Source organism: Lutibacter holmesii, assembly GCF_042679665.1.
In the GTDB taxonomy this organism is placed as follows: Bacteria; Bacteroidota; Bacteroidia; order Flavobacteriales; family Flavobacteriaceae; genus Lutibacter; species Lutibacter holmesii.
Genome location: NZ_JBHTMV010000004.1, coordinates 644,348 through 660,272, shown reverse-complemented (window position 1 = coordinate 660,272; position 15,925 = coordinate 644,348). Strand labels below are relative to the sequence as shown.

Annotated in this window: 9 protein-coding genes; 7 read left to right on the top strand and 2 right to left on the bottom strand. The window is 29.9% G+C overall.

What is annotated here, in order from left to right:
- The first annotated feature begins 69 nt into the window (after positions 1-69).
- Positions 70-2,142: a tetratricopeptide repeat-containing sensor histidine kinase gene (locus tag ACFQ5N_RS11250; protein WP_386809599.1), complete on the top strand. Its 2,073-nt coding sequence runs from the start codon at positions 70-72 to the stop codon at positions 2,140-2,142.
- A 55-nt stretch (positions 2,143-2,197) separates the two neighbouring features.
- Here the strand turns inward: ACFQ5N_RS11250 and ACFQ5N_RS11245 are convergent, their stop codons facing one another.
- Both ACFQ5N_RS11245 and ACFQ5N_RS11240 read right to left on the bottom strand, forming a co-directional pair.
- A complete protein-coding gene (locus ACFQ5N_RS11245; RefSeq protein ID WP_386809598.1) occupies positions 2,198-4,612 on the bottom strand; it encodes a chondroitinase-B domain-containing protein in 2,415 nt (804 codons plus the stop codon).
- A 147-nt stretch (positions 4,613-4,759) separates the two neighbouring features.
- Complete coding sequence (locus tag ACFQ5N_RS11240; protein WP_386809597.1) at positions 4,760-5,338, bottom strand: hypothetical protein; 579 nt, start codon at positions 5,336-5,338, stop codon at positions 4,760-4,762.
- A gap of 223 nt (positions 5,339-5,561) precedes the next feature.
- Between ACFQ5N_RS11240 and ACFQ5N_RS11235 the strand changes: the two genes are divergently transcribed.
- The 6 genes from ACFQ5N_RS11235 (at position 5,562) to ACFQ5N_RS11210 (ending at position 15,896) form a co-directional block, all read left to right on the top strand.
- Positions 5,562-6,368 carry a fibronectin type III gene (locus tag ACFQ5N_RS11235; RefSeq protein WP_386809596.1) on the top strand — a complete coding sequence of 269 codons (807 nt, stop codon included), beginning with the start codon at positions 5,562-5,564 and terminating at the stop codon, positions 6,366-6,368.
- A 236-nt stretch (positions 6,369-6,604) separates the two neighbouring features.
- Positions 6,605-8,872 carry an alginate lyase family protein gene (locus tag ACFQ5N_RS11230; RefSeq protein ID WP_386809595.1) on the top strand — a complete coding sequence of 756 codons (2,268 nt, stop codon included), beginning with the start codon at positions 6,605-6,607 and terminating at the stop codon, positions 8,870-8,872.
- Positions 8,873-8,896: 24 nt separating this feature from the next.
- Positions 8,897-9,274 carry a cupin domain-containing protein gene (locus ACFQ5N_RS11225; protein WP_386809594.1) on the top strand — a complete coding sequence of 126 codons (378 nt, stop codon included), beginning with the start codon at positions 8,897-8,899 and terminating at the stop codon, positions 9,272-9,274.
- 645 nt (positions 9,275-9,919) lie between these two features.
- A complete protein-coding gene (locus ACFQ5N_RS11220) occupies positions 9,920-13,099 on the top strand; it encodes a SusC/RagA family TonB-linked outer membrane protein (protein ID WP_386809593.1) in 3,180 nt (1,059 codons plus the stop codon).
- Positions 13,100-13,105: 6 nt separating this feature from the next.
- On the top strand, positions 13,106-14,701 hold the full coding sequence (locus ACFQ5N_RS11215) for a RagB/SusD family nutrient uptake outer membrane protein (protein WP_386809592.1): 1,596 nt from the start codon (positions 13,106-13,108) through the stop codon (positions 14,699-14,701).
- A 13-nt stretch (positions 14,702-14,714) separates the two neighbouring features.
- On the top strand, positions 14,715-15,896 hold the full coding sequence (locus ACFQ5N_RS11210; protein WP_386809591.1) for a PKD domain-containing protein: 1,182 nt from the start codon (positions 14,715-14,717) through the stop codon (positions 15,894-15,896).
- The last annotated feature ends 29 nt before the right edge of the window (positions 15,897-15,925 follow it).

The window sequence follows — 15,925 nt, the reverse complement described above, 5'->3', positions numbered from 1 at the left end:
TCAATAAATTAATGGTAAGTTTGTTGTTCTAATTGATTTGTTTTCAGTAGTTTTAAAGGTATATAAAGAATGAAAAATAAAATTCTGTTTTTTTACTTCCTATTTTTCTTCATCTTTTTGTATGGGCAAAATTCAACTACATCTTTAAAAACGAAGCTTCAACAAGAGCAGGTAGATACTTCTAAAGTACGTTTAAATGTTGAAATTGCGAATTCATTTTCAATTAAACAAAAAGATTCCGTTTTACATTATTATAACAAGGCTTTAAGGCTTGCAGATTCTATTTCCTATAAACATAATTTAGCTGATTTGCTATTTTCTCACGGAACCGAATTTGAAAACATAAATAATTTTGAACAAGCTATTGTAAATTATGAGCTTAGTATTTCTATTTATGAAGAGCTTGAACAAGTTGAAAATGTTGGTTCACTATATAATTTGATAGGATATTGTTATCTTAATTTATATGCTGAAGATAAGGCAATTGAATATTATTTAAAATCATTAAATATATCTCAATCTTTGAATGATAATGAAGGTGTAGCAATGAATTATAATGATATTGGTAACTTGTATTATGATCAAGAGCATTATGAAAATGCAATTACATATTTTAAAAAAGCATTAAGTTTATATGAAAACCTTGAAGATAAAGAAGGTCTTTCAAGTGTTTATACAAATTTAGGAAACGCTTATAGTGATTTGGGTGACTATACTAAAGGAATGGATTATTATAGGCGCTCTATTCATTTAGAACTTGAATTAAATGATGAAGGTGGAATTGCGGTTAATTATAATAATTTAGGAGATTGTAATATTCAATTAGGTGATTTAGAAAATGCCGAGTCTTATTTTGAAAAAGCTATTGAAATTGCCAATAAAATTAATGATCAAGAATTGCTAGCTATTATATATTTAAATTTAGCAGACCTTCAGCAAAAATCTAAAAAATATAGTCAAACTATTTTTTACGCGCTTAAAAGTTTAAATATATCAAAAGTATTGGGGAGACTTGAGATTCAGTCAGAAGATCTAAAATATTTAGCTGAAGCTTATGAACGTAAAGGTGATGTTGAAAATGCTTTGCTTTTTCAAAAAGAACTGACGGTTGTTAATGACAGTCTTTTAAATTATGAAAAGGTTAAAAAAGTTCAGTTATTTAATGCGTTGAATAAATTAGAACAAAATAGTACTACCATTTCTGATTTGGCTACGGAAAACAGAATTACACAGTTGAAGTATAAAAATGAAAAGAAAATTTCCCATTATTTAATTATAGCAATTGTGGTGTTTGCATTTTTAATAATCGTTTTAATTCATCAGCAAACTGCAAAAAAGAAAGCGTATAATCTTTTGGAATTTAGAAATTTTCAAATAAGTAGAATGAATACTGAAATTGAAGAACAAAGAGATTATTTGAATCAGTTAAATAAAACAAAAGATAAGTTCTTTTCAATTATAGCACATGACCTTAAAAACCCATTTAATTCAATAAAAGGTTTTACAGAATTGTTGATTGATAATAGGGGAGATTATGATAGTGAGAAGCAATTAAAATTTCTTAGAATAATTAAAGATTCAACCGTAAAAGCGTCTACATTATTAAATAATTTATTGACTTGGGCTAATTCACAATCTGGGAATTTAACGTATTCTCCTAAAAAAATTGAGTTGGTTTTACAGGTGATAGATGTGGTATCTCTACTTGAAATTCAAGCTGTAAAAAAAGATATACATATTTTTAATAATATTGATCATAATTTAACTGTTGCTGGTGATGAAAATATGGTTAATACAATTTTTAGAAACCTTATATCAAATGCTGTAAAATTTACAAAACCCAATGGAGAGGTTAGAATTGAATCTTCGTTAAAAAATAATATGGTTGAAATTTCTGTAAAAGATAATGGAGTTGGGATTTCAGATGAAGATTTAAAAAATATTTTTAGCCTTGAAGTTAAAAATACGCAGTTAGGTACAGCTAAGGAACAAGGCTCTGGTTTAGGATTGATTCTTTGTAAAGACTTTGTTGAAAAACACGGAGGTAAAATTTGGGTGAATAGTGTTTTAGGAGAAGGTACTGAATTTACATTTACATTACCTGTTTGGAAAGATGAGGAATTAGATGTTTTTATACTATAAAATAAAAAAAGCATCACTTTAAAAGTGATGCTTTTTCTAAAAACAGGTTGTTTATTTATTCTTGTATTGGTGCTAAAAGACCAATTCTATCAACTTTATTGTTTTCTTTTAAAAGAACAGATTTACTACTTGGTGAAAATGTTTTATGATCGTCCCATTTAGGATTTTTATAAATTAAGTTGTCTTTCTTAGCGCCTTTTTCAACTTTAATAATTCCACAGGCAAAAACAACACAATTGTTTATACTGTTATTTATTCCGCTCAATTTAAAAGGAGTTAAAACTTCATGACAGTCTTCAAAAACTGTATTTTTAATAGTTACATAATTTAATCCAGTTGTTTTTAAAATATAACCTTTTTCTTTATTATAAATATCATTAAATACACATTGATCTATTATTAATTCTCCACCTCTTGAAGTTGCATTAACTCCAGCTCTTGTATAATTTATAGCAAATTGTTCAATATCTTTAAATAAAGTGTTGTGTAAAATTATTACTTCTGCATTGTATTTACCATAAAACCCTTTTTCATACGAAAGATTTAAGCCTCTGTAACTATCTATAAGTTTAGAGTTTTTAATACTAATTGTATCAGCCAATGTTCCAACATATGCTTTAAATATTGCGCCACCACTACTATTTGTAAAGTTTTTAAATGTACAATTGTCTACAAATAAATTGTATGTTCCAGAGATATTTTCTTGAGGAGAAACAATTGCATATTTTACAGCGGTACTGCTTTTTCCATCTAAAATTAAATTTTCTAATTTTAATTTAGCTCCTTCTTGAACTCTGAAAAAATAGCTAAACGGCTTTGGTAATTTCTCAGCAGATTTTATAAGTACTTCACCATTAGTATCATTACTTTTTATAGTAATATCACCTTTTATTTTCATTGATTTTTCAACAAAATAAGTTCCAGGATTTAATAATAAAGTACCTTTTGTTCCTGCCTTTTTAAGAGCGCTAGTAATAGTTTGAACTCCTGGTTCAACTACTATTTCTTTGTTACTTTTAGGTTTTGGAGCTCTTTCTTCAATTACAGGTTTCCAAAAAGGACCTGTTCTAGCAGAAGTAGCTGCAGGAAATACAGTATTATCTAAATTAAACGCTCCAGCCACATACACTGTTCTTTTAGCATTGCTCATATCCTGTTCAGGGCTGTTTGCCAATTTAGCTGTTTTTAAAGCTTCATTGTTTGAAGTTGGCATTGGAAGACTTCTTAACATTTTCCAATCAATGCTTGCTTTTGTAAATTGAGCAGGGTTTACTTGTGCATCAGAATCTACAATGTTTCCAGAGAATTTAATACCTTTTGTAGAATCTTTTTCATTTGAAATTTGACCTGCATTTGTGTTGGTAATTAGGTTGTTTGCAAATGTGGTATTAGTTGCTGGAAGTGTTTTTTCATCATCTTTTCCAGCTCCAAATTGAACTGGACTACAGTTAATTAATGTATTGTTTTGAATAGATACATTTTTTACTTGATTGTATCTGTTTAATGGTGAATTTGGAACTCCATTCATAACAACAATTGGTCCTCTGTAATCATCACCAACTATGTTTACCAATAAATTGTTTTGAATAATGTGACCAGCATTTATAACTCTAATTCCACCTGCTTTAGGTATGTTATTACCAATAAATACATTGTTTTCAACCAATGCATTGTTACCGTGTCTTAGTGTTAAAGTACCTTCACTTTCAATAAAAAGATTGCTTCTAAAAATATTATCACAAGATTTGTTAGAAATAATTTCAATTTCACCATTACAACGTTTAAAGGTGTTAAATTCAACCAATGTTTTTGAAGATTCCATTGAATTTGCACTAGTTCCAATTCTTATAGTTTCACCACCATTTTCACCTAAATCTGGACGGTTTCCAAAAAAGTTATGATCAATTTGATGATTGTTTTCGGTGTGTTCTTTTCCTTTTAGCCAAACAACCAAAGTAGTTCCGCTATTTTCTTTTCCTGTAAAATTATTGTGATCTATACGATTGTTTTTTCCCCAGATATCTACCCAGTGACTTTTTATGCTTGAGTCTGTTGGATTGAAATAAGAAATTGTACAATTTGTTAAACGACAATTGTTTGCAAATTCTTTAGAGTCTTTTCTAAATTCAATTACGTGTTTAGATGTTGGAGTACCATCTTTAAACCAAAGTCCTTTAACAATTAAATATTCTCCTGATATGTTTAATCTAGAATCTCCGGTGATAATTACTTGACCATCAGTTTCTGCAGTAATTAAAATTGGAGCTTCTTTTGTTCCAATTCCTTTAGCTTTTAAATGTACATCTTTCCAAACACCATTTTTTAAAATAATTTTTGAACCTGGTACGGCTGTTTTTATTGCTGCATCAAATTCTGCAATAGTAGAAACGGTAGTTGAAGTAGCTTGTGCTATTGCTATTATTTGAAATAATAGAAACAATGAAAGAGAAATAAATTTTTTATTTGTCATTTTGTAGAAATTATATTTAAATATTTTTTGGTTTACCAAATTGGTAAACCAATTTTAAGGTTTCAAAGATATTGATTTCCTATGAAGTAAAATAATTTCTAAATAAAAAAAATGTTAAAATTAAATGGTTTAAAAGTAGCTTGTTTGTTAGAAATAAAACCCTATTACTGGGTTTACAGCTGAACTATAAGGGCTTTTTGCACTATCATATAAAACGTCGTATCTTAACCCAAATGATACGTGGCCACTTACAAATGCAAGTCCTAAATATATGGAATTGTTCCAATAGCTATCATCATAATAACCTGATCTGTTTGTTTGTAAACCTTCATACTCTGCTGAAAGCTGAATGAAATTTATTGGTCTTGCAGAAAAATATAAACTTCCTCCAAATGAATTTGATTTAACTGTATTGTTAAAACTATTTTTATAATCAGAATAAATATATGTCACTCCAAATCCTGCTTGAAGCATAGGAGAGATGTTATAAAAAGCTTTTGGTGCAATTAAAATATCAGTTCCATTATTCCAAAAAGAAAACCCAAGACTTCCTCCATAGCTCCAATAACCATCAAAACTTGGAGGTGTATTTTGTTGAATACCGTTTGTATTACTTTGGTACGTTGTATTTGATTGTGAATTTGTTTCAGAAGAAGCAATTTCCTGAGCAAATAATGAAAAATGGGAAAGTATGCATACCAATGTTATTCTATAAATTTGTTTCATTTTATATGATTTTAATGATGGATGAATCAAAAATAACAATTTGGAGTGAATAAAGCTTCTTAATAAAAGAAAATCGTATTGTTTTAAAAGTAAAGTTTTATTTGTGGTTTATAAAATACTTTATTGGATTTAATGTATTTTTTGTGGTTTCATAAAATGTTTTTTTGTTTAAGATTTATGTATATATTTGGCCGATTATTTAGTAAATCTAATAGACAGTCTTATGAAAAAAATAGCACTAATAGTTATTGTATTTAGTTTTCAAGTTCAACATATTTTTGCACAAGTTGTTTTGAAAGCTGATGGTCCAGGTGAAACCTATGAGTTAATTAATTCGGTTTTTGCACCAGGTTACAATGCTGTTGAAGCGCCAGATTGCAGTCACCCTGAATTTGGAAGACATATTGATGAAATTTTTGACGAGGAATTAAATGATTATGTGTTTCGTTTTTTTATTCATAAATCTCAAGATAATGATAGATGTAAGAAATTCGATAGACAAAGAAATGAAATTAAAAGTTACAAAAGTTCTCCTGAAAATTTAAAGGCAGTTGAAGGAGAAAAAGTAATTTATAAATGGAAGTTTAAATTACCTAAAAACTTTCAGTTATCTTCAAACTTTACGCATTTACATCAAATTAAATCTGTTGGAGGTATGTATGCTGGTGTTCCAATGTATTCCTTAACTGCTAGAAAAGGACAGCCAGATAAACTTGAGTTACGTTATACTAGTACAAAATCACAATTTACTATTGAAAAGGTTGATATTACACCTTTTAAAGGTGTTTGGGTAGAAGCAGAAGAAATTATTGCGTTTGGTGAAGAGGGTAGCTACAGTTTAGTAATTAAAAGTGTAAGTACAGGAAAAACGTTATTTAAGTATAAAAATAAATCTACAATTAACTGGCAAAAAGGAGCTGAATTTGCTCGCCCAAAATGGGGTGTTTACAGGAGTTTAAAAAGTTCAAACTTGTTAAAAGACGAGCAGATTTTGTTTGCTGATTTTAGTATTGAAGAATTAAGTAAATAACACCCTTTTTCTATTGTAATTCCTTTCATTTTGTAATAAAATTCATTCTTGTTTTTTGCATCAATTTTACCATTTTTTATGGTTAATATTCTGCTAGGGTTAATTGTGTATAGTGATATGTTAAATTTATTAACAAAAACTTGTTAAGTGAACAATTATCTATATATTTGGTCAACCAAACTGGTAAACCAATTTTTTCGATAGAATAATTTACCTTGAATTTCTAAATAATAAGAATGAGAATAATAAGATTATTTCAAATTAAAGTTGCTGTTATAGCTATTTTATTAGGTACAGTTTCTTGTGGTCAAAAAACAGAAGCCGTAGCTGAATCACAATCAGGATCAGAACATCCAAAACTAATTTTAACTGCTCAAGGTGTTAAAGATATTAGAGCGCAATTAGGAACAATTCCAATTTTTGATAAAACCTTAGAAGCTGTAAAAGCTGAAGTTGATGCTGAAATTGAAGCTGGAATAGATGTGCCTATCCCAAAAGATTATTCAGGAGGGTACACACATGATAGACATAAACGCAATTGGTTTGTGTTACATAAAGCAGGTCTTTTATATCAAATTTTGGATGATGAAAAATATGCGAAGTTTGTAAAAGACATGTTAATGGAGTATGAGGAAATGTATAAAACATTACCATTGCATCCAAAAACAAGATCATATGCAAGAGGAAAGTTGTTTTGGCAATGTTTAAATGATTCTAATTGGTTGGTGTATGTAAGTCAAGCATATGACTGTATTTATAATTATTTATCTGAAGAAGAAAGAAATAAATTAGAAACTAATTTATTTAGACCATTTGCAAATCACATTTCAATAGATAGCCCTCAATTTTATCAAAGAGTTCATAACCATAGTACGTGGGGTAATGCTGCCGTTGGTATGATTGGTTTGGTAATGGATGATCAAGAATTAATTGATCGTGCGTTGTATGGAATTAAAGATCTTAAATTAGATACCGAAGAAAAAGATGATGATGGTGGATTTTTAAATAAAGATGGTAAAGCAGGTTTCTTAGCAAATATTGAAGAACCTTTTTCTCCAGATGGTTATTATAATGAAGGGCCATATTATCAACGTTATGCTATGTATCCTTTTTTAATTTTTGCTGAAGGATTACATAATGTAAAACCTGAATTAAAAATATTTGATTATAAAGAAGGTGTATTATTAAAATCTATCAATGCCTTGTTAAACTTATCTGATGCAGATGGTGAATTTTTCCCATTGAATGATGGTCAAAAAGGAATGTCTTATTATACAGGTGCTTTGGTTACAGCAGTTGATATTTCATATCATTTTGGTGATCAAGATCCAGGTTTGTTAACAATTGCTGAAGCTCAAGATCGTGTTTTGTTAGATGATTCTGGTTTAGCTGTAGCGCTTGGTATTAAAAATAATAAAGCAGAACCATTTAATAAAAAATCTATTAATCTTTCTGATGGTCCAAAAGGAACGCAAGGTGGAGTTGCTATTTTAAGAAACGAAGCTATTGAATTGGTATTTAAATATGCTTCACAAGGGTCTAGTCACGGTCATTACGATAAGTTGTCTTATTCTTTGTATGAAGATGGTGAAGAAATTCTTCAAGATTATGGTTTAGCACGTTTTGTAAATATTGAACAAAAAGGTGGTGGAAATTATTTAAAAGAAAACAAAACTTGGGCAAAACAAACTATTGCACATAATACAGTTGTTCAAAATGAAACTTCACACTTTAACGGGAAGTACGAAATTGGAAGTCAGCACCATTCAGTATTAAATTATTTTTCTTCTGAAAATGAAAAAGTACAAGTTGCTAGTGCAAAAGAAAGTAATGCTTACCCAGGAACAGAAATGCTTCGTACAATGGCTGTTGTAAAAGACGAAGATTTTGAAAAACCATTTATGTTAGATATTATGAAGGTAACATCTAATAAGAAAAACAAATATGACTTTCCGTATTATTTCTTAGGTCAAGTTTTACAAACAAATTTTGAATACCAAACACCTAAATCATTAAATGTATTAGGTAATAAAAATGGTTATGAGCATTTATTTGTTGAAGGTATTGCAAAATCACCTAGTAAAAACAGTAAGCTATCTTGGTTAAACAAAGGTAAATTTTACACTTTAACAACTATAACTAATAATAGTGACGAATTGTTATTTACTAGAATTGGTGCAAATGATCCAGAATTTAATTTAAGACGTGAAGCAGCGTTCATGTTAAGAAGAAAAGATACTAAAAATACACTTTTTGTTTCGGCTATTGAAGCACATGGAAGTTACAGTCCGGTTACAGAATCTGCTGTAAATTCTAACAGTAGCATTAAAGAATTAAAAGTGGTTTTAGACACTTCAGATTATACGGCAGTTGAAATTACAAATGTAAATGGTAATACCAAGCTGTTTATTACATCAAATACAAATGCTTCAAAAGAGGCTGAACATATATTAAAAATTAATAACAAGAACTACACTTGGAAAGGTTCTTATTATTACAATTAAATTAATCCTATAAAAAATAAAAAAATGAAACGATTTAGTGAAAAGTACGTTATCGCAAAAGACATGGAATGGGAAGAACTTGGTGGAGGAGTATCAAGAAAATTCTTAGGTTACGATAATCAAATTATGATGGTAAGCGTAAAATTTGACAAAGGTGCTTTAGGTGCTCCACATCAACATTTTCATACACAAGCTACATACTGTGTTTCTGGTAAATTTGAATTTGAAATTGATGGAGTTAAACAAATTGTTGAAGCAGGTGATGGTGTTTATATTGAGCCTAACTTATGGCACAGTGCTGTTTGTTTAGAAGAAGGGCAGTTAATTGATACATTTAGTCCTGTAAGAGAAGATTTCTTAACTGGTGAAGGACCATCTTACTTTGGTGATAAAGAGGAATAAAAATATTTCTAAGCCAAAAAGGTTAAAACAATAGTGTTAAATTAAGCTGTTTTTAAATAATATTCTTTTAACAAAAATTAAGTTAAAAGTTGTTATTTCAATTTCTGTTTTAACCGGATTAAAGTAGATTTTATTTAGAGAATTTAATTTAATTAAAATATTGTGAAATAGATATTTATACTAAGTAGTGTTTTTGCTTAATGGTAAAAATGGACTTAAATGGGGTAATTTAAAATATTTATTAAATAATTTTTTTTTAAGAATTAATTAACATACTTTTGGTTTTCCAAAGTGGTTTACCAGTTTGGAAAACCAAAAACTGAATTTATTATTAAACTCTAAAATCTTACTTTATTAATGGCTGGAAAAAGACTTTAAAAAAACGATAGGTAACTCCTATCATAAACATTTCTTACTTCTTTTAATTGATTGATGGAAGTAAAGTATTAAATACCTGTTATCATTTTAGAAATAAAATTCAGTTAAAATTAATAACGACTATGCTGAAGGCGTTTTTAAAATGAAAGATTTTTTTAAGTATAAATTATATCATTGACTAAATTTAAAATAAATTAAATCAAACATTTAACGTAAAACAAATATATTATGAATTTAAAAATTCGGCTAATTCTAACTTTATTGCTTATGTTAGCAGTAAATGTTGGTGTTTTCGCACAAGGAAGCTATAAAGTTACGGGGACAGTTGTATCTCAGTCCGATAATTTACCGATACCAGGAGCTAACATTCTTGTACAGGGAACAACGAACGGTACTTCATCAGATTTTGATGGAAATTTTGCTTTAGAAGTAAAGCAAGGAGATCTTTTAGAGGTCTCTTTCGTAGGTTTTCAAAACCAAGTAATTGCAATTGTAAATCAAGAAGTTTTAACTATTTCTTTAGTTGAAGCAGCAAATGCTCTTGATGAAGTTGTTATTATTGGTTATGGTGATCAAAAACAAAAAAATGTTACAAGTTCTTTAACGAAAGTAGCAGGTAAAGATCTTGCAGATTTACCAGTTTCTCGTGTTGAGGGAGCTCTTCAAGGTAAAGTAGCAGGTTTAAGAATCCAAACCGTGTCTTCTGAGGCTGGTGGGGATCCTAAAATTACATTAAGAGGGCCAGGTTCTATTACTGGAGACTCTTCACCATTAATTGTTGTTGATGGAGTTGTATTAGGAACAAGTCCTGATATTTTAAGTTCTATCGATAATAATAACATTCAATCTATTAGTGTTTTAAAAGATGCATCTTCAGTTGCTATTTACGGTTCTCGTGGAGCAAACGGGGTTATTTTATTAACACTTAAAAAAGGTATAACTGGAAAAACAGTTTTCTCTTATAACTCATTCGCAGGTTATAGATATTCTGAAAATAATGATAATTTTAATACTTCAATAGCTCAAGAGAGATCTAGATTAGATGGCTTACAAAGCACTGTTGATGCTATTTCAGTAGATAGCCCAAACTATAGTAGAATTATTAATGATTATAATACTGCTTATGCAGAACTTGAAGCTATGGACTTCATTGCTTCTTTAGGAGGTGGTGAAACAAACTGGCAAGATGAAGTATTTAATGGTGGTATGGTTGTAAACCATTCTTTTGCTGTTAGAGGTGGTTCAGAATTAACTAGTTATACAGCTTCTTTAGCGTATTTAGATGATGAAGGTATTGTATTAAACGATAATTTCACAAAATACAACGCTAGGATTAAAGTTGATAGTAAATCTAAAAATGAGAAAATTAAATTTGGTATGAGTATGCGTGCCAATTATAATGACCAAGATAGAGTACCAGCTAGATTTACAGATCCATTAAGACAATATGGACATTTACCTCTTTATTTAACTGAAGAGCACATGCCTTATATTACACAATCTGACCCAGGTGATGCTGGAAAACAATTTGAAAATATTGGAGTAGGTAGCTACGGATTCTCAAGAGCTTTTGACCACGTATTTACTGTTGATCCTGATAATCCAAGATCAATTAATAGAGATCCTGAAACTGGATTGCCAACTGTAAGTGATTTAACTTCAGGTGGATTAACATTGTCTACAACTAAAAACGTTCATCCTTTAGTTCACTACTTAGAGAGATCTAGAACTAAGAAAAAGTTAGATTTAAATGCATCTGCTTATATTGATTTTAAATTAGCAAAAGGTCTTCAGTTTAGACAAAGTATTTCTGGTATTTATAGAAATAATAAAACTAATGAAGCTGATTACGTTTATGGTCAAGAAAACAGAGATCAAGAAGCTTATAGATTAGAAAGAAGAGATGAGCAATTACAATATATTGCTGAGTCACTTCTTAAATATAAAAGAAATTTTGGAGACCATAACTTTAATACTGTTCTTGGTTTTGAATATACAGATAGAGAATACAATAGAATTGAATCTGAAGCAGTAGGTTATACTGATGATTTTAACAATAATATTTCTCTTGCTGATGGTGGAACAACTTATACTGATAATGCAAAAGAAAAGTTGGCTTCATTTTTTGGTAGAATAGATTATAACTATAACGAAAGATATTTAATTCAATTATCTGCTCGTTCAGATGCTAGTACAAGATTTGGTGCTAATACAAAAACTGGATTCTTCCCTGCAGCTTCTGCTGGTTGGATTATGTCTAATGAAGATTTCTTATCAGAAAGTAACTTTATTACATTTTTAAAGTTAAGAGCTAGTTATGGTGTTTCTGGTTCAAATCAAATTTCAAGCAATATTTATGAATCTTTATACAGATTCGAAGAAACATTTAGTACTATTGGATATGATCAAGATACTGGTGTAAAAGCTACTACTTTAGCAAATCAAGATTTAGGATGGGAAAAATTAATTGAATTTAACCCTGGTATTGATATTACTTTTGGTAGAGGATTATTAGGTTTATCTATTGATTACTATACAAGAACAAGTGAAGATTTAATTCTTTTTGCTCCTGTTGCTGGTACTTATGGTACAGATAACTGGTTACAAAATATTGGTGAAGTTAAAAATGAAGGTGTTGAAATTGAAGTTAATTCTAGACTTATAACTAGAGAAAACTTTAGTTGGTCAGCTTCTGGTCAGTTCTCTTTAAACAGAAATACAGTTGTTGATTTAGGAAATAATGAGCAAATTATTTCTAGAATCGATCAAGATACTAGACCTACTGAATTTATTGCAAGAGTTGGACAGCCTATTACTTCTTTCTATGGATGGGTTTACGAAAAAGAAATTCCTTTAGAATGGGTTGATAATCCTTTTAACAGATTTAATAATGATTTTGCAGATGTATATGTAAAAGATTTAAATAATGATGGTATTATTGATGATGAAGATAGAACTGAAATTGGTAATCCTTACCCAGATTTCCAATGGGGATTAAATTCTAATTTAAATTTCTATGACTTTGATGTATCTTTCCAATTCCAAGGATCTCACGGTGCGCAAGTTAGAGTTGCAGATTTAGATCAATTGTATTATGCTAGTGAATCTGCTGTGAATGAGATGGCAAATTTCCCTGATAGAGATTTAACAGTTCATAGAAGATTTACTGATGATCATATTCAAGATGCTTCATTTGTAGCTTTAAGAAACTTTACAATTGGTTATACTTTACCTGAATCATCTTTCACAAAATATTTTGATAGATTAAGATTGTATTTAACAGGTGAAAACTTAATTTTCCTTACAGCTGATGGTTATGAAGGTTTCAATCCAGAAGCAGCAGGTCAAACATCAAGTAATGCTAATACTGCTTTAACTGCAGGTTATCAAAGAGGAGATGGTCCAGTAGTTAAAACAATTTCAGCGGGGATTAACTTTCAATTTTAATAAATTATGAGAAATATATATAAAAACATTATAGTTTGTCTTTCTTTTATAGCTTTATTTACAAGTTGTGAGACAGAACTAGACCTTAGTAACCCTACTGCGTTGTCAATAGAGGAGTTACTACAGACCGACAATGGATTTGTTCTGTTGTCAAATGGAGTTTTAGATGCATATCAAAAAGTTCCAGCGAATGAATTTTTATTAACTGAGTTAAGATCTGACAATGTTAGAGCAAATTCAGAAAATGGAAACTATCCAGCATTTAATGCTTACAATGTTGATCCTAATAATGGAGATGTTGCTACTTATTATTCTAATAATATGCACACAATCAAGCACGCAAATACTATTATAGATAATCGTTTCTTGGTTCCTGAAGATCAACAATATGTTGTTGGTGAAGCTTATTTTATGAGAGCTTTATGTCATTTCAATTTAGTAAGAGCGTATCAAAATGTACCTTACATAGATAAAGTTTTAGATATTACTCTAGAGGAAGCTTTAGATTATCCTCAATTACCTGAGTCTGAAGTGTATGAAAAGGTTGTTGCTGATTTTAACACATCAATTGCATACCTTGAAGGTGTTGAGCAAAATAGATACAGACCATCTAAAGGAGCTGCTATTTGTCTTACAGCAAAAGCTTATTTAAGTCAACCAAGTCCTAATTATGCTGAGGCTGAACTTTTATTAGCATCTGTTATTGAAAACAGTTCTTCATATAATTATAACTTAATTTATACTGAAAGAGATAACGCTTCTCAGTTTGAATTTAACCCTGATATTGATGATCCTACTATTGATTTATTAACTGATGCTGAATACTGGGCAAACTTAGTAATTGATTATGGTGAAGTATTTGGTAATGAAATTTCTGATGGATATTCTGATGGAGTTTTAGAAGGATCTTGGTCTAATAATTCAGGACTTGAAAAAAATAATGAAGTTATCTTTTCTATTGCTTATGATTTAGTAAGTAGTGATAATTATGTTACTAGTGATAGTGGTTTAGATGATCAAGTTGAAACTGATTCTGAATCTCATAGTTTCGCAATGACTTTACAAGGGCCATCTAACGGTGTTAACATTGCTACACTTGACTTTTTAGATGTTATGAATCCAGAATTACAACCTGTAAGATTTTATGCTAGTATTGATGCATTGTCTTACAACCCAACTGTACTTACAAACGATACTTTTAATGCTAAATTCCCTACTGAAGGTGAAATAGGAGATAATGACTGGATTGTTTTAAGATATGCAGATGTGTTGTTATTGTATGCTGAAGCAATTTTAGCTGGTGGAGATAGTACTACTGATATTAGAGCAATTGATGCTTTTAATCAAGTTAGAGCTAGAGCTGGTTTAGAAGAAATTGCAAACTTAACAAAGCAAGAATTATTAGATGAGCGTAGAGTTGAGTTTGTATACGAAAATCAACGTTTGTATGATTTAGTGAGATTTGGACAGGCTGATGAGGTGTTAACTAAATATTCTAATGATAATAGTTTATTTTATACACCTGAGAAGAAATACCTTCCTTTCCCTCAGAGAGAAATAGATAATTTACCTAATTTTTATAAGCAGAACAATGGATACTAAAAATAGAATAATTATGAATAAATTTTTTAATATAAGATATATAGTTTTAGTAGCGTTTGTTTCTTTAGCTTCTTGTATTGATAGAGACTTGGCTGAAGTTGGTGATTTAGAAGATATTACTGGGCCAACACCGTTTTATACGGTTACTGATGTAACTACATCTGAATTTGATTGTGAAGATGTTGAATTATGGGCGAACTATGAATTTAATTTTCAAGCTGGATCTAATTTAGCTGTAAATGGTATTTATTATGATTGGACAATTACTCCTGCTGAAGGTGTAGTTTTAATTAATAAAGATGTGCCTATTCTTGAGCAATCAATTGATGCTGAGTTGGCTTCTGTAGTTGCAATAGAAGATCAAATTGCAAAATTAGAATTTAAACTTCCTTGTGAAACTGATGCAGCTAAAATTGCTGTGATGGAAGCTGAAATTGCGGCTTTAGAAATTGAATTAGCTGCTGCTGAAGCTGCGTTAACTGATGAAACATTACAAAATGTTGCTGATTTAGAAGCGCAAATTGAAGCATTACCTGCTGCTACATTACAAGATCAAGAGTTAATTTTTCAATTCCCTAATCCTGGAACATACACTGTGTCTTTAACAGTAACAGATAATCTTGGTAAAAGTGATGTTGTTGAAAAAACGCTTACGGTAAATCAAGCTGTTCCTTCTATTGCGATACCAGAAATTGGTGAGCCTGGATTTGAAGACGGTACCTTGTTTGATGGATCTGGAGATGGTAGAGATTCTTGGAGAGCTCCTAGTAGTAGTGCTTGGGGAAGTGTTTTCCAAATAAATACAAAAACAACTGTTGGTACATTACCAGAAGGTACACAAGCAGCGAAATTCCCTGCAGATGGTACTAGAACTGGTTACCAAGAAATTGAAGTTACACCTGGTGCTACTTATGTATTAACTTACTTTGGTGGTTTCGGAAGTGATATTGACAATGCTTATGGTGATTATACTGTTGGTATAATTAGCACTAATGCAACTACTTTAGAAGAATCTAAATTAGCAGAAAATATAATTGCTACTAGATCTGATAGTAATGTAGGAAGAGTTAAGGATGTTTTCAAAAAACACGCTATTACATTTGAAGCTGGTGAAAACGAATCTGTGATTATTTTACTTAGAAACTCTGGTGTTGAAACTAGGTTGGATGCATTTGAGATTTCAGTTAAACTATAATTAATTTTTAATATTATGATTTATAAATT

What these genes read in the sequence shown, in the direction of transcription:
- ACFQ5N_RS11210 (WP_386809591.1), top strand. Translation starts at nt 14,715, where the DNA reads ATGAATAAATTTTTTAATATAAGATATATAGTTTTAGTAGCGTTTGTT.
- ACFQ5N_RS11240 (WP_386809597.1), bottom strand. Translation starts at nt 5,338, where the DNA reads ATGAAACAAATTTATAGAATAACATTGGTATGCATACTTTCCCATTTT.
- ACFQ5N_RS11220 (WP_386809593.1), top strand. Translation starts at nt 9,920, where the DNA reads ATGTTAGCAGTAAATGTTGGTGTTTTCGCACAAGGAAGCTATAAAGTT.
- ACFQ5N_RS11225 (WP_386809594.1), top strand. Translation starts at nt 8,897, where the DNA reads ATGAAACGATTTAGTGAAAAGTACGTTATCGCAAAAGACATGGAATGG.
- ACFQ5N_RS11235 (WP_386809596.1), top strand. Translation starts at nt 5,562, where the DNA reads ATGAAAAAAATAGCACTAATAGTTATTGTATTTAGTTTTCAAGTTCAA.
- ACFQ5N_RS11230 (WP_386809595.1), top strand. Translation starts at nt 6,605, where the DNA reads ATGAGAATAATAAGATTATTTCAAATTAAAGTTGCTGTTATAGCTATT.
- ACFQ5N_RS11245 (WP_386809598.1), bottom strand. Translation starts at nt 4,612, where the DNA reads ATGACAAATAAAAAATTTATTTCTCTTTCATTGTTTCTATTATTTCAA.
- ACFQ5N_RS11215 (WP_386809592.1), top strand. Translation starts at nt 13,106, where the DNA reads ATGAGAAATATATATAAAAACATTATAGTTTGTCTTTCTTTTATAGCT.
- ACFQ5N_RS11250 (WP_386809599.1), top strand. Translation starts at nt 70, where the DNA reads ATGAAAAATAAAATTCTGTTTTTTTACTTCCTATTTTTCTTCATCTTT.